Below are 22059 nucleotides of genomic sequence, written 5' to 3' on the forward strand. Positions count from 1 at the left end.
CCCACCCGACCAACGCCAATTGCTTACCTCCCCTGCCTCTGCCACAATCGCGAACAGTTCTCGTTAGTTAATATTTCCCAATCGGTAATGCGGCGTGTCGTCAGTCCCAAGCCCTCAAAGTGAGCTCGTCGGTGCGTTATATCGCGACCATCGCGGTTGGCTATTGGCCTGGCTTCGACGCAACGTCGCCTGCCCACAACGCGCCGAAGACCTGAGCCAGGACACGTTCGTGCGCTTGCTGGGCCGCGAAGAACTGAAGGCCCCGCGCGAGCCCCGGGCATTCCTGGTGGCGATTGCCAAGGGCCTGCTGTTCGATTATTTCCGGCGTGCCGCGCTGGAGCAGGCTTACCTCACTGAGTTGATGCTGGTTCCCGAAGCCGAACAACCGTCGGCGGAAGAACAGCAAATGATCCTCGAAGACCTGAAAAACATCGATCGATTGCTCGGCAAGCTCTCCAGCAAGGCCCGGGCGGCGTTCCTCTACAACCGTCTCGACGGCCTCGGCCACGCGGAAATCGCCGAGCGTCTCGGCGTGTCGGTGCCGCGGGTGCGCCAGTACCTGGCCCAGGGTATTCGCCAGTGCTACATCGCGCTATATGGTGAGCCGACATGAATCCGCTCGGTTCCAAACCGGTATCGGCCAAGGTGCTCGACGCGGCGATTGCCTGGCAATTGTCCATGGATTCCGCCAACCCGGTGGAGCGCGAAGAGTTCGCCAGGTGGCACGCGGCCCACGAAGAACACGCCCGCGCCTGGCGCCAACTGGGCATGCTCGACCAGCGTTTCAGCGTGGCCAGCGGCCCGGCTCGCACGGCCCTGCTGCAATCGCGCGAAGGTATTCGTCGACGGGTGCGCAAACTTGGCAGTGGTGTGGCCGGTATCGTTGCGGTGATCGGCCTGGCGCTGTTCGCCGGGCCACGTTACCTGCCGATCGACTATTGGCTGGCCGACCAGAGCACCGCCGTTGGCGAGCAGCGCACCTTGCGCCTGGCTGATGGCACGCTGATCAATCTCAACACCCACAGTGCCCTGGATGTGCGCTTCGATGAAAGGCAGCGACGCATCGTGCTTCAGGAAGGCGAAATCCTGGTGGAAACCGGTCATGGCGACCCCCGGCCGTTCATCGTCGAAACCCGCGAAGGCAGTATGCGTGCGCTGGGTACCCGGTTTCTGGTCAAGCGCGAAGAAGAAGGCACACGCCTGAGCGTGTTGCAGTCGGCCGTGGCGGTTCATCCGGAGTCCAATCCGGACGAACAGATCCTGCGCGAAGGCCAGCAGGTGCTGATCCGCAACAACGGCCTGGGCCCGGTTCTGGCCGTCAACCTCGGCGCGGATGCCTGGACCCGCGGCATGCTGGTGGTAGACAACACGCGGCTGGAAGATCTGGTGCATGAAATCGGCCGCTATCGAAACGGTTACGTCGGCGTCGCGCCGGAGGTAGCCGACCTGCGCATCACCGGCAGTTTCCCGCTGCGCGATACCGACCTGGCGCTCAATGCCCTGCTGCCAACCCTGCCGGTGCAGATCGAACAGCACACGCGATGGTGGGTGAAGGTCGTGGCCAAGGCCGGCAACAAACCCTGAACAGGCATCCACGCCGCTCACTGGATCTACGCGGTGCTTGTGAGCGCATCGCTGGCAAGCCAGCGCCTACAAAAGCCAAAGACTGAATCGAAATTATTTTTATCCAGCCCTATCACTTTTCAATTCTCGCTCGGCACACAGGCAATTGAGAAATATTTCCATTCAGGAGCCGCCGTATGCCCCGTTCGCTAGACACCCTGTTGCGCCCCGGTTTGCTGGCGCTCGCCATTGCCTTGTGCGCCCCTTTGGCCAGCAGCCCACTGTTCGCCGCTGAACAGGCTTCCAGCGTTCGCGCCTACAACTTGCCGTCCGCTCCGTTGGCCAACACCCTGAACCAGATCGCCAGCCAGGCCGGCTTGGCCCTGGCGTTGAACCCATCCCTGGCTGTGGGCAAAACCTCGGCGCCAGTCAAAGGCCAGTTCGACGCAGCCGGCGCCCTGCGTGAAGCCCTGCGTGGTACCGGCCTGCAACTGGAGCAGAGCAGTGCAGGCACCTACAGCCTGGTGGCGGTACCGGAAGGCACCCTTGATTTGCCGGTCACAAGCATTACCGGACAGAACGGTGACGATGAAAGTGCTTGGGGCCCCGTGCAAGGCTATCTCGCCAATCGCACAGCAGCCGGGACCAAAACCGATACGACGCTCGCCGAAGTTCCGCGCTCGATCTCTGTTGCCACTCGTGAGCAGATGCAGGACCGCGCAGTACAGAACCTGGATGACGCTGTGCGTTACATGCCCGGGGTTGTGGCCAGCAGCTATGGCAGCGATAGCCGTGCCGAATGGCTAAAAGTGCGCGGATTTGAACCCACCCAGTTCCTCGATGGCTTGCCGCTGCCAAAGGGCACTTACGCCATGCCGAAGATTGAAACCTGGGATCTGGAGCGCGTAGCCTTGCTGCGAGGCCCTGCGTCTTCAGTTTACGGCCAGACACCTCCCGGTGGATTGATCGACATGGTCAGCCGCCGCCCTGAGGAGTTTGCAAGCAACGAAGTGCAATTGCAGATTGGCAGCTATCAGCGCAAGCAGATCAGTTTCGATAGCACCGGTCCAATTGACGATGAAGGGCGATTTTTATACCGCGTCAGCGGTGTGGTGCGTGATAGCAACACCACCATCGATCACAACGAAGACAAGCGTTACAACATCGCGCCCAGCCTGACCTGGAATATTGACCCGGACACGAAATTGACCTTGCTCAGCCAGTTCAATCGTGACGATACCAGCAACACCAGCCAGTTCCTTCCAGTACAAGGCACCAAACTTTCAACGCCTGCTGGCGAGGTGAAATTCCACGAGAACCTCGGTGATCCGGACTGGGAGTTCTACGACAAAACCTATTACGCGCTGGGTTATGCATTTGAGCACCAGATGAACGACGTTTGGCAGTTCCGTCAAAACCTGCGCTACACCAAGAGCGACCTGTCCTTCCAAGGCATAACCGCTGGCGGTTTTAACGGTTCGGTCAGTGACGATGGCACGGTGGCCCGAGGTGCCAACATCGTCAACGAAGACATCAGCCAGTTCGCCGTGGATAACAATTTCCAGGCAGACTTCGACACCGGCTCAATCAGGCACACACTGCTGCTGGGCCTTGACCACCAACGTGTGAATACCAATTACAAATGGCTGTTCGGCAGCGCGCCGCCCAGCAATATCAACACTCCGATTTACGGCCAGGACTTCAGTAACGTCAGCTATACCGCGTTCAATGATTACAACCAGAAAACCCATGACACAGGCCTGTACATTCAGGACCAGATAGCCCTCGACAACTGGCGCCTGACTTTGGGCGGCCGCCAGGACTGGCTGCACACCGATACGACTTTCTACAACATGAACAATGCCAAGGACACCCGCGACGACACGGCCTTCACCGGCAACGCGGCCCTTAGCTATGTCTTCGACTCCGGTTTCACACCTTACATCTCCTACGCCGAGTCATTTCAAGCCGAACCCGGTGGCGCCAATGGTGAGGCGTTCCGCCCTGGCACTGGCAAGCAATACGAAGTGGGTATCAAGTACCAGCCTCCAGGCAGCGATATGCTATTTACAGCAGCTGCCTATGACCTGACCCGCAAAGACATCGTGCTCAATGACACTCTCGGCGTATCGCGTCCACTGGGTGAAGCCAAAGTGCGTGGCTTCGAGCTGGAAGCAATTGGCAACGTCAACGAGAACTTGAAATTGACTGCCGCGTATACCTACGCCAACACCAAGATGACCAAAGTCACCAGTCCACTGGACCAAAACCGTCCTCTGCCATTGACTCCGGAAAATCAGGCTTCAGCCTGGGCTGACTACACCTGGCATACCGGGGTTCTCGATGGTTTCGGACTTGGTTTCGGCGTGCGCTACGTCGGAGAAACCGACAACATCGCTATCGGCAGCATGGAGTTCGTACGCGATAAATCAGACGGCCACTCCGACTCCTATACCGTCTACGATGCTGCCGTCCACTACGACCTGGGTCGCCTGAACAGCTCGCTCAAGGGCGTCAGCGTTGCGGTCAATGCCAATAACGTATTCGACAAGGAATACATTTCGACCTGTGATGGTTTCTACTGCTATTACGGCGATCGTCGCAACGTAATGGCCAGCGTCGACTACAAGTGGTAACGCCTTGAGCTGACACGCCCAACGACCAGGCCGTCCTTCGTGGACGGCTTTGGTTTTTCTGAAGGCCATGAAATGAAAAGTAAAACAATTCGCCGCTGGTCCGCTGTCCATACCTGGACCAGCCTGGTTTGTACGGTGTTCCTGTTGCTGCTGGCGCTGACCGGCCTGCCGTTGATCTTTCACCACGAGATCGACCACTTGCTGGGCAATGCACCCGAAGTGAAGGCAATGCCGGCGGACACCCCACACCTGAATTTGCAGCAACTGGCAGAGGCGGCCGAGAGACATCGCCCCGGTGAAGTCATGCAGTACTTCGGCTTCGAGGACGATGAGCCCAACGCGGTGCTGACGATCATGGCCGCGACCGCCGGCACCGAGCCGAACTCGTCCCATACCTTCATGCTCGATGCCCGTACCGGCGAAGCGCTGGAAACGCCATCGGCCAACGGCGGCTTCATGCTGACCATGCTGCGTCTGCACGTGGACATGTTCGCCGGCTTGTCGGGCAAGTTGCTGCTGGCGCTCATGGGGGTTCTATTCGTTGTTGCGATCGTTTCCGGCACGGTGCTGTACCTGCCGTTCATGCGTCGCTTGAAGTTCGCCACCGTGCGCCAGGACAAATCCACGCGCCTGCGCTGGCTCGACCTGCATAACCTGATCGGTGTGGTGACATTGACCTGGGCACTGGTGGTCGGCGTGACGGGTGTGGTCAGTGCCAGCGCCGACCTGATCATTGCCGCGTGGCGCAACGACAGCCTGAGCGCGATGGTCGCGCCATACCGCGATGCGCCACCCCTGACGCAATTGGCACCGGCCACCCGCCTGCTCGACATCGCCGAGGAGGTTGCGCCGGGCATGCAGGCGGACTTCATCGCCTTCCCCGGCACGCGGTTTTCCAGCGAGCACCATTACGCGGTGTTCATGAAAGGCAGCACGCACCTGACTTCACACCTGCTGACACCCGTACTGATCGACGCCAGCACCCTGCAAGTCACCGCCGTGGCCGAACGACCGTGGTACATGGACGCCATGGGCATGTCGCAGCCACTGCACTTCGGTGACTACGGCGGCATGCCGATGAAAATCCTCTGGGCGACCCTGGATGTGCTGACCATCATCGTGCTCGGCAGCGGGGTGTACCTGTGGGTAGTGCGGCGCAAGGCTGCCCGGCCTGTGCTGGAAAAAGCGGAGAGCGTGGCATGAAGCCCCGGCAGTCGAACTTCTGGAAAGTGTTCAGCACCCCAATCGTCATCGCCCTGTTCAGCGCGGCAGGGTTGTTTGCCGCGTTGCTCGGGGATGGTGTGTGGGATTCGCTGAGCTGGCTCGGCTTGGGCATCCCCGCCGCTGTTGCCCTGCGGGGCCTCCTGCCACCCTGTAGGAGCGAGCTTGCTCGCGATGGTCGTCAACGATGATGTTGGAAGACTGACACCCCGAGGTGTTCCCGGGTGCATCGCGAGCGAGCTCGCTCCTACAAGGGATATTGAGCTCCCGCCACAACGCGCTATGCTGCCCGACACTGCCACCGATCGAGACGCTGCCATGTCCGCCCCGAGCATGACCCTGTACCACAACCCGCTCTCTCCCTTCGTTCGCAAAGTCATGGTGCTGTTGCACGAAACCGGTCAACAGAACCGCGTGGCGTTGCAAAACAGCGTACTCACCCCTGTCAGCCCGGACCTGACCCTGATCGACGACAACCCCCTGAGTAAAATCCCGGCGCTGCGCCTGGCCGATGGCAATGTCATCCACGACAGCCGGGTCATCCTCGACTACCTCGATCAGCAGCACGTCGGCAATCCGCTGATCCCCCGCGAAGGCTCGGCCCGCTGGCGGCGCCTGACCCTCGCTTCGCTGGCCGACGGAATCATGGACGCAGCCGTGCTGGTGCGCTACGAAGTCGCCCTGCGCGCCCCGGAGAAACACTGGGACGAATGGCTCGACGGCCAGCGCGACAAAATCCGCCGTGCCTTGGCGCTGCTGGAAAAAGACGCGATTGCCGAGCTGACCTGCCATTTCGACGTGGCTGCGATCAGCGTAGCCTGTGCACTGGGTTACCTGGATCTGCGCCACCCGGATCTGGATTGGCGTACGGCGAATCCGCAACTCGCGCAGTGGTATTTCGAGGTGAGTCAGCGACCTTCGATGATTGCGACGATGCCGAAGATTTAAGCCTTCAAAAGATCAGCAATCCGGCTTGTCGGCCGTAAACCGCCGAGCCGGGTTCACCGCCGCCCCAAACTCACGCAAGGCCTTGGCGCCGATCAACAATGGATAGTTGAAGCTGCTGCGATCGGTGAGGTTGACCTCGACCGTGCGCTTGACGTTGCCCAGGCACAATTCCAGATCAACCACCGGCCGCTTGGTGGGTGCTGCCGCCTCGTCATCCTCCTCTTCGAAGCGGGTCTTGATCTTGCTGATGCGCGCGATCTTGTGTTCGTAGACCTGGTTGTTCGCATCCTTGGTGCCAAGGCGGAAACGCACCCAGTCCTCACCGTCACGCTTGAAGGTTTCGATGTCCTTGGCCGACAGCGACGCGGTCAGGGCGCCGGTGTCCATTTTCGCCTTGAGGACCTGCCCGCCGATTTCCGGCAGGGCAATGTATTCGTAACGCCCATAGAGGGTGGGTTCAGCGGCCATGACCGGCAGGGCGATGAGGGAGAGCACTGCAAGGAGGGATTTCACGTGATGGGCTTCCATGAGAGTGAACAGCGGGAATTTAGACCGCCGTTCGCTTGATCGTTCCCACAAGGTTACCGGCCCAAAGGTGAAACATTCGTCACCACCGATTTGGCCTGTCGCCCGAAGCTGCTTATCATTGCGCGCCCAACCGCTTCCACGAGTGACTTATGCGCCGCCTGCTCACCGGCTGTTTCGTGACCCTGCTGCTTCTGCTCAACACCCTGGTGCTGATCGGACCGCTGATGGTGTTTGCCCTGCTCAAGCTGGTCCTGCCTGGCCGCTTTCGCGATTACGCTTCATGGTCGGTGATGTGGATTGCCGAGACCTGGTCCGAGATCGACAAGCTGATCTTCCGCCTGTGTATCCCCACCCGATGGGACATCCGCGGCGGTGACGATCTGCGCCGTGACACCTCGTACCTGGTGATCAGCAACCATCAATCCTGGGTCGACATCCCGGCGCTGATCCAGACGCTAAACCGGCGTACGCCGTTCTTCAAGTTCTTCCTCAAGAAAGAGCTGATCTGGGTGCCGTTCCTGGGCCTGGCGTGGTGGGCGCTGGATTATCCGTTCATGAAGCGCTACAGCAAGGCGTTTCTGGCCAGACACCCGGAACTGGCGGGCAAGGATCTGGAGATCACCAAACAGGCCTGTGAACTGTTCAAGCGCCAACCGGTGACGGTGGTCAACTACCTCGAAGGCACCCGCTTCACGGCGGCGAAACGTGCCCGGCAACAGTCACCGTTCAATCATCTGCTCAAGCCCAAGGCCGGCGGAGTGGCCTTTGTGCTGGCGGCGATGGGTGAACAGCTGGACGCGATCCTCGATGTGACGGTGGTTTACCCGCAGCAGAACATTCCGGGGTTCTGGGACTTGATCAGCGGCAATGTGCCAAGGGTCATCATCGATATCCAGACCCGCGAACTCGACCCCGCGCTGTGGCAGGGCGACTACGAAAACGATCCGTTGTTTCGCGAAAAAACCCAGAACTGGGTCAACCAGCTCTGGATCGAAAAGGACCGGCACATCGACGCCTTGCGCACCGGGCAACGCTGAATCAGCTACCGGTGCCGATGCCCGGGCCCCAGATGCTGCCCAGATTGCTCAGCAGCGAACCGCCAACGCCCTGCTGACCGAGGTATTGCAGGAGCACCGGGGTAAACAGCCCGATCATGCCGCTGTCCATGCCCAAGGCGCTAAAGGCATTGTTCAGGTCATTGGTGTTCTTGACGTTGCCCAAGGCGTTATCCAGGCCTGCGGCCTTGCCGGTGGAGCCGAGCAGTCCGGCAAGCGCACCCAGCTCGCCACCGCCGGACAGCATGTCGATACCCGGCACGCTTTTGGCCAGTTCCGAGTAGTCGGTCGAACTCAACTGGTTCTTCGCCAGCCCCAGCATCGCCCCGGCGCCGCCAAGGGCTTGCTGAGGGGTGATGTTCAATTCAGTGAGCGCGCCCAGCAGGTCCGCCGCTTCCGGGGTCGGCGCGGTATCGGTCGCGGCATTGCCGCCCTTCATGCCGGAAATGGCATTGGCCGCATCGCTCAGGTTGAACTGGGCAAAGGCCGGGCTGACCACCAGGGTCAAGAGCGATGCCAGGACAAAACCGCGTGAAATCTTCATTCAGACATCCTCTATGAACGCCGCCCGGCAATGGGCGGCGAAAAACTGTGCTTTGGACTGATATCCCCCGGCATTGTTCCCAGCCACCCATCCCCTGTAGGAGCGAGCTCGCTCGCGATGGACGTCAACGATGACGCGGGCTGTCTGGATAAACGCATTGCCTTTGAGCCCATCGCGAGCAAGCTCGCTCCTACAGGGATCAGGTTCGGCAGAATATTTTCCCACGCACTGCATCCAGCCTGCCCCCACGCCCGTATATCAAGCACGGACAGACATTCCTGGCCGATTCCCCACCAAAGGATCATCACCATGAAACGCACTACGATCAAAACACCGTTGATTGCCAGCCTGCTGACCCTGGCCCTTGGCGGTGCTTTCGCCCTGAATACCGTACAAGCGGCAACCATGAGCCATGACAGCGTGACCGTCGGCGGCCAGGCCATGCTGCCGAGCAAGGACATCGTCGATAACGCGGTGAACTCCGCCGATCACACCACCCTGGTCGCCGCGGTAAAAGCCGCCGGTCTGGTCGACACCCTCAAGGGCAAAGGCCCGTTCACCGTGTTCGCCCCGGTCAATTCAGCCTTTGCCGCCCTGCCCGCCGGCACCGTCGATACGCTGCTCAAACCGGAAAACAAGACCACCCTGAGCAAAATCCTCACCTACCACGTGGTCGCCGGCAAACTCGACATGTCCACCCTGGCCGAGAAGATCAAGGCCGGTGGCGGCAAAACCGAGCTCACCACCGTTGCTGGCGGCAAGTTGTGGGCGATGATGAACGGCCCGCACAACATCACCATCAAGGATGAAAAAGGTGACGTCGCCGACATCACCACCTATGACGTGTACCAGTCCAATGGGGTGATCCAGGTCATCGACAAGGTGTTGATGCCGAAAAGCTGAACCGTACCGCCGTCCCCGTGCATCGGGGGCGGCGGTCCTCCCGAGGTGTTCGCCGTGAATGGAACAACTGCGCGCCGTGAACTAACCTCTGCCTGCAACCGGCCCCCTGCCCTGCTTTCCGGGAGAACCGCCATTCCAATCACCGACACCGATCAGCTCAGGCAACTGCTGGCCCAGTGCTCACTGGGTGACCGCCGCGCGTTCGAGACGCTGTACCGCAGCGTCGGCCCGCGTCTGCACGGGGTAGCGCTGCGCTTCATGGGCCGTTCGGACCTGGCCGAAGAGGTGCTGCAAGAGAGCTTCGTGCGCATCTGGAACAACGCCTCGCGCTACGAAGCGCATCTATCGGCGCCGTTGACCTGGATGATCAACATCACCCGGAATCAAGCCATCGACCAGTTGCGCAAACACCGTGATCGGCCCTTGAGTGATCTCGAAGAACAGATGCTTGTGGATGAAAGTCCATCGGCCCAGGAGCAACTGGACAGTGCCCGTGAGGCCAGTGCCTTGAGCCGCTGCCTGGACAGCCTCGACGGCATGCAGCGCCAGTCGATTACCGTCGCTTATTTCCAGGGACTGTCGTGTTCCGAGTTGGCCGAACACCTGGCCGCGCCGCTGGGCTCGGTGAAGTCCTGGATCCGCCGCGGCATGGAGCGCCTGCGCAGGTGCCTTGAATCATGAACTATAAAACCCCGACCCTGCGCCGCGCCCTCGCCGCCGACTATGCCATTGGCCTGATGCCCGCCACCGCGCGTCGTCGTTTCGAACAGCTGTTGCTGGAGGATGCGACCTTGCGCGCCGAACTGGCACAGTGGCAGGAAAGCCTGGTCAGCCTGACCGAAGCCCTGCCTGAGCAGCCGGTGCCGGATCGCGTCTGGCAAGGCATTACCGAACGGATCGAACCACAAGTGCTGCACGTGCCGCAGAAGCGTCCGTTCTGGAACTGGCTGCGAGTGTCGGCGGCGCTTTGCTCACTGTTGATTGCAGTGATTCTCGGAGTTCACTACATCTCCGACGACGCCCGCTACAGCGCCACGCTGGTCAACGCCGACGCGAAACCGGCGTTGCGTGTGCAGGCCCATGAGAATTACCTGCAAGTCGAGCCGCTGACGCTGGCGGCTGTCGAACCCGGGCAAAGCCTGGAGTTGTGGGCGATTCCGGCGGACGGCAAGCCGATCTCCCTCGGTGTGATTCCGGCTGGAGGCAAAGGCAAGGTCGAATTGAGCGAGGCGCAGAAAGTGCTGATCGGCAAGCCGATTGCGCTGGCGGTCAGTCTGGAACCGAAGGGCGGTTCGCCGACCGGGCAGCCGACTGGGCCGGTGCTGTACCAAGGGGCGTTGGCGGCACTGTGAAAGCAGAAGATCAAAAAATCGCAATAAAAAACGGCGACCCGAAGGTCGCCGTTTCATTTTGCGTGAAGACTCAAGCTGCGCTGAACATCTTGTGCGGATCAATCACAAACTTCTTCGGCACGCCGGCGTCGAACTCGCCATAACCCTGTGGAGCCTGATCCAGGCTGATCACCTGAACGCCCACCACTTCGGCGATGTTGATGCGGTCCCACATGATCGCCTGCATCAACTGGCGGTTGTACTTCATCACTGGTGTCTGGCCAGTGTGGAAGCTGTGGGATTTGGCCCAGCCCAGGCCGAAGCGAATGCTCAGGCTGCCCATTTTCGCGGCAGCGTCCACGGCACCCGGATCTTCGGTTACGTACAGGCCAGGAATACCGATTTTGCCAGCGACGCGAACCACGCCCATCAGCGAGTTGAGTACGGTGGCCGGAGCCTCGTGTTTCACGCCGGCATGGCCGTGACCGCGAGCTTCGAAGCCTACCGCATCGACGGCGCAGTCCACTTCCGGTTCGCCCAACAGTGCAGCGATTTGTTCGTGCAGTGGGGTGTCTGTTGACAGGTCGGCGATTTCGAAACCCTGAGCCTTGGCATGGGCCAGGCGGATCGGGTTGACGTCACCAATGATCACCACCGCAGCGCCCAGCAGGCGAGCGGAAGCGGCAGCCGCCAGGCCAACCGGGCCGGCACCGGCGATGTACACGGTGCTGCCAGGGCCGACGCCGGCAGTCACTGCGCCGTGGTAACCGGTGGGCAGGATGTCGGAGAGACAGGTCAGGTCACGGATTTTTTCCATGGCCCGGTCGCGATCCGGCAGTTTCAGCAGGTTGAAGTCGGCATACGGTACAAACGCGTACTCGGCTTGGCCACCGGTCCAGTCACCCATGTCGACATAGCCATAGGCACCGCCCGGACGCGCCGGGTTAACGCTCAGGCAGACGCCAGTATGTTGCTCTTTGCACGAACGGCAACGGCCACAGGCAACGTTGAAAGGTACCGACACCAAGTCGCCGATCTGCAGGTTCTCGACACCGCTGCCCTTCTCGATCACTTCACCCGTGATCTCGTGGCCCAGCACCAGACCGGTCTGAGCGGTGGTGCGACCGCGCACCATGTGCTGGTCGGAACCACAGATATTGGTGGAGACCACACGCAGGATGACACCGTGTTCAATCTTCCTGCCGCGCGGGTCCTGCATTTTCGGATAGTCAATCTTCTGCACTTCGACCTTGCCAGCGCCGAGATACACCACACCACGATTGCCAGACATGCTTTCACCTCGCTGTTGTTTTTATGGAACCGCGTTGCCCAGGCAGGCAGCGCGTTAAATGCTCGGGTACAGATGCTGTTTCTTGTGTTGCTTGTGAGGGCCTCTTCGCGGGCAAGCCCCCCCAAAAACCTAGAGAACGACCGTACGATTGGCGTTCAGAAACACCCTTCTCTCAATGTGATAACCAACCGCCCGCGCCAGAGTCAGCCCCTCGATATCCCGCCCCTTGGCGATCAGATCTTCCGGGTAATGGCTGTGGTCCACCGCCTCGACGCCCTGGGCGATGATCGGCCCTTCGTCAAGATCGTTGTTGATGTAGTGCGCCGTGGCGCCCACCAGCTTCACGCCCTTGTTGTAGGCCTGGTGATAGGGCTTGGCGCCCTTGAAACCGGGCAGCAGGGAGTGGTGGATGTTGATCGCCTTGCCATCGAGCTTGCGGCACAACTCCGGCGACAGCACTTGCATGTAGCGCGCAAGGATCACCAGTTCGGCACCGGACTCTTCAATGACCTGCCATACCTGGCGTTCCTGCGCCGGCTTGTCGTTCGGATCCAGCGGGAAGTGGTAGTACGGAATCTGGTGCCAGTCGGCCAGTGGCTTGAGGTCCGGGTGGTTGGAGACCACGGCGGCCACGTCCATCGACAACTGGCCGATGCGCTGGCGATAAAGCAAATCGTTGAGGCAGTGATCGGCCTTGGAAACCATGATCACCACTTTCGGCCGATAGTTCGGCGCGACCAGTTCGAAGTTCATGCCAAAGGCATCACCACGCTCGGCCAACCCCGCGCGGAACGACTTCTCGTCGAAACCATCGGGCTGGCGGAATTCCACACGAATGAAGAAACGGCCCGAAAGCCGGTCATCGAAGGAATGGTGCTCGGTGACGTAGCAGCCCTGCTCGAACAGAAAGCGGGTCACCACATCCACCGTGCCAAGCAGGCTTGGGCAGTCGGCGGTCAGAATCCATGTGTCTGGGGCGCGGCTCATGGTGCGGTGACTCCTGAGAATTCGGTGGATGCCTACTGTAGGAGCGAGCCCTGCTCGCGATGGGGGCCAACGACGACGCGTACTGTCTGATTCAACGCGTTGCCTTGAAGTCCATCGCGAGCAAGCTCGCTCCTACAGTGACGGTGGTGATCAAGCCTGAACGCTGAGGCCGAATTCGGCAGAAGCATCCTGCAGCCACAGCCACCAGTAATCCGAGAAGCTGCGACGAATCAGCAGTTCCCAGGTGTCTTCGGCGGTGTGACGGATCATCAGCTGCGACTTGGCGAACACCGTACCGACGGCTTTGCCCACCGGGAAGTTGTTCGGGTGCACGTCGTAGCTGGTGGACTTCATCAGTACCTGGCGCACGTTCGGGCCGCTCAGCTCGAGGAGCTGCTGGCCGCCGCTGACGTTGACGATGGCAATGTGCAGATTGCCCAGCGCTTCGCGCAGTTTTTTCTCGGCGGCAAACTCTTGACCGGTTGGCACGATCAGCAGCCACTCATCCGGCCCCATCCATTGCAAACTGGTTTCGCCTTTGACGATGACGCTCAGCGCGCCCGGCAACTCGATGCCCAGGGCCTTGTGCACGCCTGCGGCGAACGCGGCGTCGTGGCCATCGCCGCGGATGGTCAGGTGGCCGAGGAGTTTTTTCTCACGCACGGTCACGCCGGCGTTCTTGCGGCCCTTGCCCACCAGGCTGGCGAGGTCGGCGTGATGCAGCGACGACTCGGCCTTGGCCCCGGAGGTTGGGCGTTGTTGGTAAACATTGGCTGCGGTCATAAAGCACCTGTCCTGAATTCTGTATTGATCGTTCCCACGCTCTGCGTGGGAACGATCGGAGGCAATTAAACGTTCTGGCGCTCACCCTTCGGATCGAAGAACACCGAAGAAACGATTTCCGCCTCGATCACGCTGCCGTCCGCCAGGGGGGCGAACACACGTTCGCCCATGCGGTTCAGGCCGCCCTTGACCACGCCCATGGCAAACGAATAGCCCAGGGAGTTGTGCAGGTAACTGGAGGTCACGTGACCGACCATGGTCATCGGGATCGCCTGCTTGGTGTTGAACACCAGTTGCGCACCTTCCGGCAGCCACTTGTTCGGATCGATCGGCTTGAGGCCAACCAACTGCTTACGTTGATCACGCACACAGTCTTCGCGGTTCATGCCACGCCAGCCGATCCACGAGAACGGTTTGGTGCGACCGACACACCAGCCCATGTTCAGGTCGTCCGGGGTCATCGAGCTGTCAGTGTCCTGACCGACGATGATGAAGCCCTTCTCGGCCCGCAGCACGTGCATGGTTTCGGTGCCATATGGCGTCAGGTTGTACTTCTTGCCGGCGTCGACGATTTTTTCCAGCACGCCCATGGCGTAGTCGGCTTGCACGTTGACTTCGTACGACAGCTCACCGGTAAACGAAATCCGGAACACCCGCGCCGGCACACCACCCACCAGACCTTCTTTCCAGGTCATGAACGGGAAGGCTTCGTTGGCCAGGTCAATGTCGGTGACTTCGCTGAGCAGCTTGCGGCTGTTCGGCCCGGACAGGGTCATGGTCGCGAAGTGGTCGGTCACGGAGGTGAAGTACACCTTCATGTCCGGCCATTCGGTCTGGTGGTACAGCTCCAGCCACTGAAGCACGCGTGCCGCGCCGCCGGTGGTGGTGGTCATGACGAAATGGTTGTCGGCAAGGCATGCCGTCACGCCGTCGTCGAACACCATGCCGTCTTCTTTGCACATCAGGCCGTAACGCGCCTTGCCCACGTCGAGCTTGGTCCAGGCGTTGGTGTAGACACGGTTGAGGAACTCGCGGGCGTCCGGTCCCTGGATGTCGATCTTGCCCAGGGTCGAAGCGTCCAGCAGGCCGACGCTGTCGCGCACGGCTTTGCATTCGCGCTTGACCGCTGCGTGCATGTCTTCACCGGACTTCGGGAAGTACCATGGACGTTTCCACTGGCCGACATCTTCGAACTCGGCGCCGTTTTTCAGGTGCCAATGATGCAGAGCGGTGTAGCGCACTGGCTCGAAGATGTGCCCACAGTGACGACCGGCCACAGCGCCAAAGGTCACTGGCGTGTAGTTCGGACGGAACATGGTGGTGCCCATCTGCGGGATGGTCACGTTCAGCGAGCGGGCAGCGATGGCCAGGCCGTTGACGTTGCCGAGCTTGCCCTGATCGGTGCCGAAGCCCAGTGCGGTGTAGCGCTTGACGTGCTCGACCGATTCGAAGCCTTCGCGGGTCGCCAGTTCGATGGCGGCGGCGGTGACATCGTTTTGCAGGTCGACGAATTGCTTCGGTGCCCGTGCGGTGCTCTTTTCATGGGGCACCTGGAACAGCGCCAGCGTCGGCTCTTCGAGGCGGCTCAGGGCTTTCGGCAGTACGCCTTCGACTGTCTGGAACCCGGCTTCAGCAGCGGCGCGGGCGCCGCCTTCAAAACCGTCGGCCAGAGAATCGCCAAGGCCGTAGACGCCGTTGATGCCACCGACACACACGCGTTTCTGCGGTGCTTCACCCGGTACGAAACCGAGGATGTCTTCGCGCCAGATCGGCTTGCCACCCAGGTGCGAAGCCAGGTGAACCACAGGGCTGTAACCACCGGAGCTGGCCACCACGTCGCACTCAAGCCATTCGCCTGGGCTGGTCACGGTGTGGGCTTTGACATCGATGGCGGCCACACGGGCAGCGGTCACGTGCTTGCTGCCACGGGCCTCGATCACGGCGCTGCCGGTAAGGATGCGGATACCTTTGGCGCGCGCTTCTTCCACCAGCGCACCACGCGGGTTGCTGCGGGCGTCGGCGATGGCCACCACTTGCAGGCTGGCATCGAGCCAATCCAGGGCAACGCGGTAGGCGTGGTCATTGTTGGTCGACAGCACCAGCTTCTTGCCCGGTGCCACGCCATAACGGCGCACGTAGGTCGAGACAGCGCCAGCGAGCATGTTGCCCGGCACGTCGTTGTTGCCGTAGACCAGTGGACGCTCGTGAGCGCCGGTCGCCAGCACTACGCGCTTGGCACGAACACGGTGGATGCGTTGACGCACCTGGCCAATCGGTGCGCGGTCGCCGAGGTGATCGGTCAGGCGCTCGTGAATGGTCAGGAAGTTGTGGTCGTGGTAGCCGTTGACTGTGGCGCGCGGCAACAGCAGCACGTCCGGGGTGTTTTTCAGTTCGGCGACGACGCTGGCAACCCACTCCACGGCAGGCTTGCCGTCGAGGCTTTCGCGGGAGTCGAGCAGGCTGCCGCCGAACTCTTCCTGCTCATCGGCGAGGATCACCCGGGCACCGCTGCGCGCAGCCGCCAGGGCAGCCGCCAGACCGGCAGGACCAGCGCCGACGATCAGCACGTCGCAGTGCTGGTTCATGTAGTCGTAGGTGTCCGGATCGTTCTCGGTCGGCGAGCGGCCAAGACCGGCGGCCTTACGAATGTACTTCTCGTAGGTCATCCAGAACGATTGCGGGTACATGAAGGTTTTGTAGTAGAAGCCCGGTGGCATCAGCTTGCCGCCGACCTTGCCGAGAATCCCCATCATGTCGTTGTTCACGCTCGGCCAGCCGTTGGTGCTGGTGGCGACCAGGCCCTGATACAGCGCCTGTTGCGTAGCGCGCACGTTCGGGATCTGCGTGGCTTCGGTGGCGCCGATCTGCAGCACCGCGTTCGGCTCTTCGGCACCGGCGGCGAAGATGCCGCGCGGACGGGAATACTTGAAGCTGCGACCGATGATGTCGACGCCGTTGGCCAGCAGTGCAGCGGCCAGGGAGTCGCCTTCAAAGCCTTTGTAGTTCTGGCCGTTGAAGGTGAAGCTCAAGACTTTGTTGCGGTCGATCCGTCCGCCGTTGGACAGGCGATTGATCTGGCTCATACCTTCTCTCCCAGAGCCGTGCTGGCCGCTTTCGGGCTATCGGTCTTGTCGGTGAATTGTGGCTTGGTGCCGATCTTGTAGGTTTCGAGAATCTCGTAGGTCACGGTGTCGCGAGTGACGTTGAAGTACTGGCGGCAACCGGCAACGTGATCCCACAGCTCGTGGTGCAGGCCGCGAGGGTTGTCGCGGAAGAACATGTAGTCCCCCCACTCCTCGTCGGTGCAGCTGCCCGGGTCCAGTGGGCGCGGGATGTGCGCCTGGCCGGATGCATGGAATTCCTCTTCGGAGCGCAGTTCGCCGCAGTGAGGACAGAAGATATGCAACATAGGGATTTCTCCTGTTAGTGGGCGACTGCTGCAGCGCCGTGTTCGTCGATCAACGCACCGCTGTGGAAGCGGTCGATGGAGAAAGGTGCGGCCAATGGGTGCATTTCACCCTTGGCCAGGCTTGCGGCAAACACGTTGCCCGAGCCAGGTGTTGCCTTGAAGCCACCGGTGCCCCAACCGCAGTTGAAGAACATGTTCGGTACCGGGGTTTTCGAGATGATCGGGCAGGCATCCGGCGTGGTGTCGACGATGCCGCCCCACTGACGGTTCATGCGCACGCGCGACAGGACCGGGAACATTTCGACGATGGCCTGGATGGTGTGCTCGATCACCGGATAGGAACCGCGCTGACCGTAGCCGTTGTAGCCGTCGATACCGGCGCCGATCACCAGGTCGCCCTTGTCGGACTGGCTGATGTAGCCGTGCACGGCGTTGGACATGATCACGCTGTCGATAATCGGCTTGATCGGCTCGGACACCAGCGCTTGCAGCGGGTGGGATTCGATCGGCAGACGGAAACCGGCGAGTTTGGCCATGTGCCCGGAGTTGCCGGCGGTGACCACGCCGACGCGCTTGGCGCCGATGAAGCCCTTGTTGGTTTCAACACCGATGCACACACCGTTTTCCTTGCGGAAACCGATCACTTCGGTCTGCTGGATCAGGTCCACGCCCAAGGCATCGGCGGCCCGGGCAAAGCCCCAGGCCACGGCATCGTGACGGGCCACGCCGCCGCGACGCTGGACGGTAGCGCCCATCACCGGGTAGCGGGTGTTCTTCGAGCAGTCGAGATACGGGATCTCGTCGGCAACCTGCTTGGCATCGAGCAGCTCGCCGTCCACGCCATTGAGGCGGTTGGCGCTGACCCGACGCTCGGAATCACGGATGTCCTGCAGGGTGTGGCACAGGTTGTAGACACCGCGCTGGGAGAACATCACGTTGTAGTTGAGGTCCTGGGACAGGCCTTCCCACAGTTTCATCGCGTGTTCGTACAGGTGCGCCGACTCGTCCCACAGGTAGTTGGAGCGAACGATGGTGGTGTTGCGCGCGGTGTTACCGCCGCCCAGCCAGCCTTTCTCGACCACGGCCACGTTGGTGATGCCGTGTTCCTTGGCCAGGTAGTAAGCCGTGGCGAGACCATGCCCGCCACCGCCGACGATGACCACGTCGTAGACCTTTTTAGGGGTCGGCGTGCGCCACATTTTCTGCCAGTTTTCATGGTGGCTGAGAGAGTGTTTGAAGAGGCCGAAGCCCGAGTAGCGTTGCATAGTCATTTACTCCAAAACCGCACTCAGCGATAAACCGGGAAGTCCGCGCACAGGGCCGATACCTGCTGGGCGACATTGGCCTCGACATCGGCGTCGCCGAGGTTGTCGAGGATGTCGCAGATCCAGCCGGCCAGCGTGACGCACTGGGTCACCTTGAAGCCGCGCGTGGTCACCGCCGGGGTGCCGATGCGCAGGCCGGAGGTCACGAACGGCGACTGTGGATCGTTCGGGACAGCGTTCTTGTTCACAGTGATATGGGCACGACCGAGGGCGGCGTCCGCCTCTTTGCCGGTCAGGCCCTGACGGATCAGGCTGACCAGGAACAGGTGGTTGTCGGTGCCGCCGGACACTACATCGTAGCCGCGTTTGATAAATACGCCGGCCATCGCCTGGGCGTTGTCGATCACTTGTTGCTGGTAGGCCTTGAAGCCTGGCTCCAGCGCTTCCTTGAAGCACACCGCCTTACCGGCGATCACGTGCATCAGCGGGCCGCCCTGGGCACCGGGGAACACGGCTGCGTTGAGCTTCTTCTCGATTTCTTCGTTGGACTTGGCCAGGATCAGCCCGCCACGCGGACCGCGCAGGGTCTTGTGGGTGGTGGTGGTGACCACGTCGGCGTAAGGCAGCGGGTTCGGGTACAGGCCGGCAGCGACCAGACCAGCCACGTGGGCCATGTCGACGAACAGCAGCGCACCAACCTTGTCGGCGATCTGGCGGAAGCGCGGGAAGTCGAGGGTCTTGGAGTAGGCCGAGAAGCCGGCGACGATCATCTTCGGCTTGTGCTCGACGGCCAGGCGCTCGACTTCGTCGTAGTCGATCAGGCCGGTCTTTGTGTCGATGCCGTACTGCACGGCGTTGTACAGCTTGCCCGAGGACGACACCTTGGCACCGTGGGTCAGGTGACCGCCGTGGGCCAGGCTCATGCCGAGGATGGTGTCGCCGGCTTGCAGCAGGGCCAGGTACACGGCGCTGTTGGCCGAGGAACCGGAGTGCGGCTGGACGTTGGCGTAATCGGCACCGAACAGTTGCTTGGCGCGCTCGATGGCCAGGGCTTCAACCTTGTCGACGTGCTCGCAGCCACCGTAGTAGCGCTTGCCCGGATAACCTTCAGCGTATTTGTTGGTCAGGCCACTGCCTTGCGCTTCCATCACGCGCTTGCTGGTGTAGTTCTCCGACGCGATCAGCTCGATGTGATCTTCCTGACGTTGCTCCTCGGCATTCATCGCCGCCAGCAGTGCATCGTCGTAACCCTGGATCTTGTCTTGCTTGCTGAACATCGCGTCTCTCCCAGCGGCGGCGGTGCGCCATTCGTCTCGGTGAGGCACTGGCTTTTCGGCAGTGCCCTTTGATAGCGATGGTATGACCGGCGTCGAGTCGTCAAATGCCTACGGGCGCCACGCAAAGGTGCGTTTACGACATGGCGGGAAATGGCAAGCCGGACACAAACCGCAAATCAGCCTGGATCCCTTGTGGGAGCGGGCTTGCTCGCGAATGTGATGCATCAGTAAGCAGTGAAGTGACTGACACTCCGCTTTCGCGGGCAAGCCCGCTCCCACAGGGTTATGCGAGCACCTGACGCAAAGCCAGCAAAGCGACGAAATGCACGGGATACAGGGCATACGCCCAGCGCCGCATCGGTGGTGGTTTTACGCCCCCTGCGTGTCGCAACAGGAACAATCCGAGCCATGGCGCAATCAGACACGTGACGATGGCCGGAATCGCCGCGATATTGCCCAGGCGAGCGGCGTGATACAGCACCTGCCATTGATTGGCCGCCAGACAGACCAGCCCCGCCAATATCGCGAAATACCAAGGTCGCTGGAGTATCAGCAGCATGGCCAGCGGCAACAGAACACCAAAAAAACCGAACATCAATCGCTGGGAGAAAAACGCTGCCAGCAATATCGCGCCGGCCGCCAGCAGTCGCGACGCAAGCCCCGGTTGCTGCCAGCCACGAACCACCAGCAAGCCCAGGGCAAGGGTGGGCAGCACATTCAAGGTGCCGGGATCGGGTATGAACATTCGGTAAGGAATTTCACTCACCGCGCTGAACAGCAACAGCCAACCCAGGTAGCGCCACTGGCCACCGGTCGTCGTAGTCCGCACACGCTCCAGATTGACCGCCATCGCCAGGCAGAACCACGGAAACGCCAGACGTCCCGGCACATACAGCAAATCGGCGGAATAACCGACATATCGCAAGTGATCGAGCAGCATGCTCAAAAGCGCCAGCCACTTGAGCAGATCCAGCGCTCCATCTCGTTGCTTTAAGTGCATGGCCTTGTGCATCGTCACGTGCATAATTGCCCTTCGACTGTGTATTTTCCAAACAGCGACATCCTGTGCACTTCACCTGACGATCTTGGGAATAGTGCGCACCCTCATTGACCACGGGACGCTTCACCATAGGCATCTCGACCACGGAAGCAGGCCATGACCGACAAGAGCCAACAATTTGCCAGCGACAACTATTCCGGTATCTGCCCTGAAGCCTGGGCAGCCATGGAACAGGCCAACCACGGCCACCAGCGCGCATACGGCGACGACGAGTGGACCGCCCGCGCCTCCGACGATTTCCGCAAACTGTTTGAAACCGACTGCGAAGTGTTTTTCGCCTTCAACGGCACCGCCGCCAACTCGCTGGCGCTGTCGTCGCTGTGCCAGAGTTACCACAGCGTGATCTGCTCGGAAACCGCCCACGTCGAAACCGACGAATGCGGCGCCCCGGAATTCTTCTCCAACGGTTCCAAACTGCTGATCGCCCGCACTGAAAACGGCAAGCTGACCCCGGACTCGATCCGCGAGGTCGCGCTCAAGCGCCAGGATATCCACTACCCCAAACCCCGCGTCGTGACCCTGACCCAGGCCACCGAAGTCGGCAGCGTCTACACCCCGGACGAAATCCGCGCCATCAGCGCCACCTGCAAGGAACTGGGCCTGAACCTGCACATGGACGGCGCGCGCTTCTCCAACGCTTGCGCATTCCTGGGCTGCACCCCGGCTGACCTGACCTGGAAGGCCGGTGTCGACGTGCTGTGCTTTGGCGGCACGAAAAACGGCATGGCGGTGGGTGAGGCGATTCTGTTCTTCAACCACAAACTTGCCGAAGACTTCGATTACCGCTGCAAACAGGCCGGGCAACTGGCGTCGAAAATGCGCTTCCTGTCGGCGCCGTGGGTCGGCATCCTGGAAAACGACGCCTGGCTCAAATACGCCAACCACGCCAACCGCTGCGCGCAATTGCTGGCCGAACTGGTCAGCGATATTCCCGGTGTGGAACTGATGTTCCCGGTTCAGGCCAACGGCGTATTCCTGCAACTGTCGGAACCGGCCATCGCCGCACTGACCGCCAAGGGCTGGCGTTTCTACACCTTCATCGGCAACGGCGGCGCACGCTTCATGTGTTCGTGGGACACCGAGGAAGAGCGTGTGCGGGAATTGGCTCGGGACATTCGCGTGGTGATGAGCGTCTGAAGTCGCTGTCAACGGCGCTGCACATCTCGGCAGCGCCGTTCATCCGAACTGGCATTTCTGACAGTTCACCGTCTCTGCATCGCCGGCGTAGCGTGTGAGCACCTGAAAAGGAGTTCACGCA

The 22059-nt window shown here is 61.1% G+C and carries 21 protein-coding genes; 11 read left to right on the plus strand and 10 right to left on the minus strand.

The genetic code is table 11. The features are described 5' to 3' along the window. Positions 1-94: 94 nt before the first annotated feature. The 6 genes from ACCD00_RS12310 to ACCD00_RS12335 all read left to right on the plus strand — a co-directional run bounded on the left by ACCD00_RS12310 (position 95) and on the right by ACCD00_RS12335 (position 6368). Positions 95-613, plus strand: a complete 519-nt coding sequence (locus ACCD00_RS12310; protein WP_413424801.1) for an RNA polymerase sigma factor — start codon at positions 95-97, stop codon at positions 611-613. Continuing rightward, positions 610-1584: a FecR domain-containing protein gene (locus ACCD00_RS12315; protein ID WP_413424803.1), complete on the plus strand. Its 975-nt coding sequence runs from the start codon at positions 610-612 to the stop codon at positions 1582-1584. Before ACCD00_RS12310 ends, ACCD00_RS12315 begins: the two co-directional genes overlap by 4 nt. A 176-nt stretch (positions 1585-1760) precedes the next feature. Then, on the plus strand, positions 1761-4199 hold the full coding sequence (locus ACCD00_RS12320) for a TonB-dependent siderophore receptor (RefSeq protein WP_413424805.1): 2439 nt from the start codon (positions 1761-1763) through the stop codon (positions 4197-4199). Positions 4200-4271: 72 nt separating this feature from the next. Continuing rightward, on the plus strand, positions 4272-5402 hold the full coding sequence (locus ACCD00_RS12325) for a PepSY-associated TM helix domain-containing protein (RefSeq protein WP_413424807.1): 1131 nt from the start codon (positions 4272-4274) through the stop codon (positions 5400-5402). Next, on the plus strand, positions 5399-5611 hold the full coding sequence (locus ACCD00_RS12330) for a hypothetical protein (protein ID WP_413424809.1): 213 nt from the start codon (positions 5399-5401) through the stop codon (positions 5609-5611). The genes ACCD00_RS12325 and ACCD00_RS12330 overlap by 4 nt, the downstream gene beginning before the upstream one ends. A gap of 127 nt (positions 5612-5738) precedes the next feature. Then, the gene (locus ACCD00_RS12335) at positions 5739-6368 is read left to right on the plus strand and encodes a glutathione S-transferase (RefSeq protein ID WP_413424811.1); all 630 of its coding nucleotides are present in this window, start codon (positions 5739-5741) and stop codon (positions 6366-6368) included. Positions 6369-6380: 12 nt separating this feature from the next. On the opposite strand, the gene ACCD00_RS12340 is transcribed toward ACCD00_RS12335, so the two are convergent. Continuing rightward, a complete protein-coding gene (locus ACCD00_RS12340) occupies positions 6381-6881 on the minus strand; it encodes an ATP-dependent zinc protease (protein ID WP_413424813.1) in 501 nt (166 codons plus the stop codon). A 164-nt stretch (positions 6882-7045) separates the two neighbouring features. Here ACCD00_RS12340 and ACCD00_RS12345 point away from each other — a divergent pair, with 164 nt between their 5' ends. Then, a complete protein-coding gene (locus tag ACCD00_RS12345; protein WP_413424814.1) occupies positions 7046-7933 on the plus strand; it encodes an acyltransferase in 888 nt (295 codons plus the stop codon). Position 7934: 1 nt separating this feature from the next. Here the strand turns inward: ACCD00_RS12345 and ACCD00_RS12350 are convergent, their stop codons facing one another. Next, the gene (locus ACCD00_RS12350) at positions 7935-8495 is read right to left on the minus strand and encodes a DUF2780 domain-containing protein (protein WP_413424816.1); all 561 of its coding nucleotides are present in this window, start codon (positions 8493-8495) and stop codon (positions 7935-7937) included. Positions 8496-8804: 309 nt separating this feature from the next. On the opposite strand from ACCD00_RS12350, the gene ACCD00_RS12355 reads away from it, so the two are divergent. From ACCD00_RS12355 to ACCD00_RS12365, 3 genes are read left to right on the plus strand one after another with little or no spacing between them, the layout of a single operon-like run. Next, entirely contained in the window at positions 8805-9398 is a 594-nt protein-coding gene (locus ACCD00_RS12355; protein WP_413424818.1) for a fasciclin domain-containing protein, read from the plus strand. A gap of 54 nt (positions 9399-9452) precedes the next feature. Further along, positions 9453-10079, plus strand: a complete 627-nt coding sequence (locus ACCD00_RS12360; protein ID WP_413424820.1) for a sigma-70 family RNA polymerase sigma factor — start codon at positions 9453-9455, stop codon at positions 10077-10079. Next, the gene (locus ACCD00_RS12365; protein ID WP_413424822.1) at positions 10076-10750 is read left to right on the plus strand and encodes an anti-sigma factor domain-containing protein; all 675 of its coding nucleotides are present in this window, start codon (positions 10076-10078) and stop codon (positions 10748-10750) included. The genes ACCD00_RS12360 and ACCD00_RS12365 overlap by 4 nt, the downstream gene beginning before the upstream one ends. A gap of 70 nt (positions 10751-10820) precedes the next feature. Here ACCD00_RS12365 and fdhA read toward each other — a convergent pair whose 3' ends face one another. From fdhA to ACCD00_RS12405, 8 genes are all read right to left on the minus strand, one after another. After that, positions 10821-12020 (minus strand): formaldehyde dehydrogenase, glutathione-independent, encoded by a 1200-nt coding sequence (gene fdhA / locus ACCD00_RS12370; protein ID WP_413424824.1) that lies wholly within the window; start codon positions 12018-12020, stop codon positions 10821-10823. A 129-nt stretch (positions 12021-12149) separates the two neighbouring features. Further along, positions 12150-13007: a formyltetrahydrofolate deformylase gene (purU, locus tag ACCD00_RS12375; RefSeq protein WP_085716468.1), complete on the minus strand. Its 858-nt coding sequence runs from the start codon at positions 13005-13007 to the stop codon at positions 12150-12152. Between the two features lie 150 nt (positions 13008-13157). Continuing rightward, positions 13158-13790, minus strand: a complete 633-nt coding sequence (locus tag ACCD00_RS12380; RefSeq protein WP_057398241.1) for a sarcosine oxidase subunit gamma — start codon at positions 13788-13790, stop codon at positions 13158-13160. Between the two features lie 65 nt (positions 13791-13855). Next, positions 13856-16873, minus strand: coding sequence for a sarcosine oxidase subunit alpha (locus ACCD00_RS12385; protein WP_413424826.1), 3018 nt, complete (start codon positions 16871-16873; stop codon positions 13856-13858). Continuing rightward, positions 16870-17199, minus strand: a complete 330-nt coding sequence (locus tag ACCD00_RS12390; RefSeq protein ID WP_053163068.1) for a sarcosine oxidase subunit delta — start codon at positions 17197-17199, stop codon at positions 16870-16872. The genes ACCD00_RS12385 and ACCD00_RS12390 overlap by 4 nt, the downstream gene beginning before the upstream one ends. A gap of 14 nt (positions 17200-17213) precedes the next feature. Continuing rightward, positions 17214-18464 carry a sarcosine oxidase subunit beta gene (locus ACCD00_RS12395; RefSeq protein WP_007907561.1) on the minus strand — a complete coding sequence of 417 codons (1251 nt, stop codon included), beginning with the start codon at positions 18462-18464 and terminating at the stop codon, positions 17214-17216. A 23-nt stretch (positions 18465-18487) separates the two neighbouring features. Beyond that, positions 18488-19741: a serine hydroxymethyltransferase gene (gene glyA, locus ACCD00_RS12400; RefSeq protein WP_413424829.1), complete on the minus strand. Its 1254-nt coding sequence runs from the start codon at positions 19739-19741 to the stop codon at positions 18488-18490. A 283-nt stretch (positions 19742-20024) separates the two neighbouring features. After that, positions 20025-20741, minus strand: a complete 717-nt coding sequence (locus ACCD00_RS12405) for a TraX family protein (protein WP_413424831.1) — start codon at positions 20739-20741, stop codon at positions 20025-20027. A gap of 156 nt (positions 20742-20897) precedes the next feature. Here ACCD00_RS12405 and ACCD00_RS12410 point away from each other — a divergent pair, with 156 nt between their 5' ends. After that, a complete protein-coding gene (locus ACCD00_RS12410) occupies positions 20898-21938 on the plus strand; it encodes a low specificity L-threonine aldolase (RefSeq protein WP_413424833.1) in 1041 nt (346 codons plus the stop codon). Positions 21939-22059 lie beyond the last annotated feature (121 nt).

It is taken from the genome of Pseudomonas sp. Pseusp3, assembly GCF_047304225.1.
GTDB classification, from domain to species: domain Bacteria; phylum Pseudomonadota; class Gammaproteobacteria; order Pseudomonadales; family Pseudomonadaceae; genus Aquipseudomonas; species Aquipseudomonas fluorescens_CD.

Bases quoted from the DNA above. Each gene is read 5' to 3' on its own strand.
- ACCD00_RS12315 (WP_413424803.1), top strand. From the start codon at position 610: ATGAATCCGCTCGGTTCCAAACCGGTATCGGCCAAGGTGCTCGACGCG.
- ACCD00_RS12320 (WP_413424805.1), top strand. From the start codon at position 1,761: ATGCCCCGTTCGCTAGACACCCTGTTGCGCCCCGGTTTGCTGGCGCTC.
- ACCD00_RS12325 (WP_413424807.1), top strand. From the start codon at position 4,272: ATGAAAAGTAAAACAATTCGCCGCTGGTCCGCTGTCCATACCTGGACC.
- ACCD00_RS12330 (WP_413424809.1), top strand. From the start codon at position 5,399: ATGAAGCCCCGGCAGTCGAACTTCTGGAAAGTGTTCAGCACCCCAATC.
- ACCD00_RS12335 (WP_413424811.1), top strand. From the start codon at position 5,739: ATGTCCGCCCCGAGCATGACCCTGTACCACAACCCGCTCTCTCCCTTC.
- ACCD00_RS12345 (WP_413424814.1), top strand. From the start codon at position 7,046: ATGCGCCGCCTGCTCACCGGCTGTTTCGTGACCCTGCTGCTTCTGCTC.
- ACCD00_RS12350 (WP_413424816.1), bottom strand. From the start codon at position 8,495: ATGAAGATTTCACGCGGTTTTGTCCTGGCATCGCTCTTGACCCTGGTG.
- ACCD00_RS12355 (WP_413424818.1), top strand. From the start codon at position 8,805: ATGAAACGCACTACGATCAAAACACCGTTGATTGCCAGCCTGCTGACC.
- ACCD00_RS12365 (WP_413424822.1), top strand. From the start codon at position 10,076: ATGAACTATAAAACCCCGACCCTGCGCCGCGCCCTCGCCGCCGACTAT.
- fdhA (WP_413424824.1), bottom strand. From the start codon at position 12,020: ATGTCTGGCAATCGTGGTGTGGTGTATCTCGGCGCTGGCAAGGTCGAA.
- purU (WP_085716468.1), bottom strand. From the start codon at position 13,007: ATGAGCCGCGCCCCAGACACATGGATTCTGACCGCCGACTGCCCAAGC.
- ACCD00_RS12380 (WP_057398241.1), bottom strand. From the start codon at position 13,790: ATGACCGCAGCCAATGTTTACCAACAACGCCCAACCTCCGGGGCCAAG.
- ACCD00_RS12385 (WP_413424826.1), bottom strand. From the start codon at position 16,873: ATGAGCCAGATCAATCGCCTGTCCAACGGCGGACGGATCGACCGCAAC.
- ACCD00_RS12390 (WP_053163068.1), bottom strand. From the start codon at position 17,199: ATGTTGCATATCTTCTGTCCTCACTGCGGCGAACTGCGCTCCGAAGAG.
- ACCD00_RS12395 (WP_007907561.1), bottom strand. From the start codon at position 18,464: ATGCAACGCTACTCGGGCTTCGGCCTCTTCAAACACTCTCTCAGCCAC.
- glyA (WP_413424829.1), bottom strand. From the start codon at position 19,741: ATGTTCAGCAAGCAAGACAAGATCCAGGGTTACGACGATGCACTGCTG.
- ACCD00_RS12405 (WP_413424831.1), bottom strand. From the start codon at position 20,741: ATGCACTTAAAGCAACGAGATGGAGCGCTGGATCTGCTCAAGTGGCTG.
- ACCD00_RS12410 (WP_413424833.1), top strand. From the start codon at position 20,898: ATGACCGACAAGAGCCAACAATTTGCCAGCGACAACTATTCCGGTATC.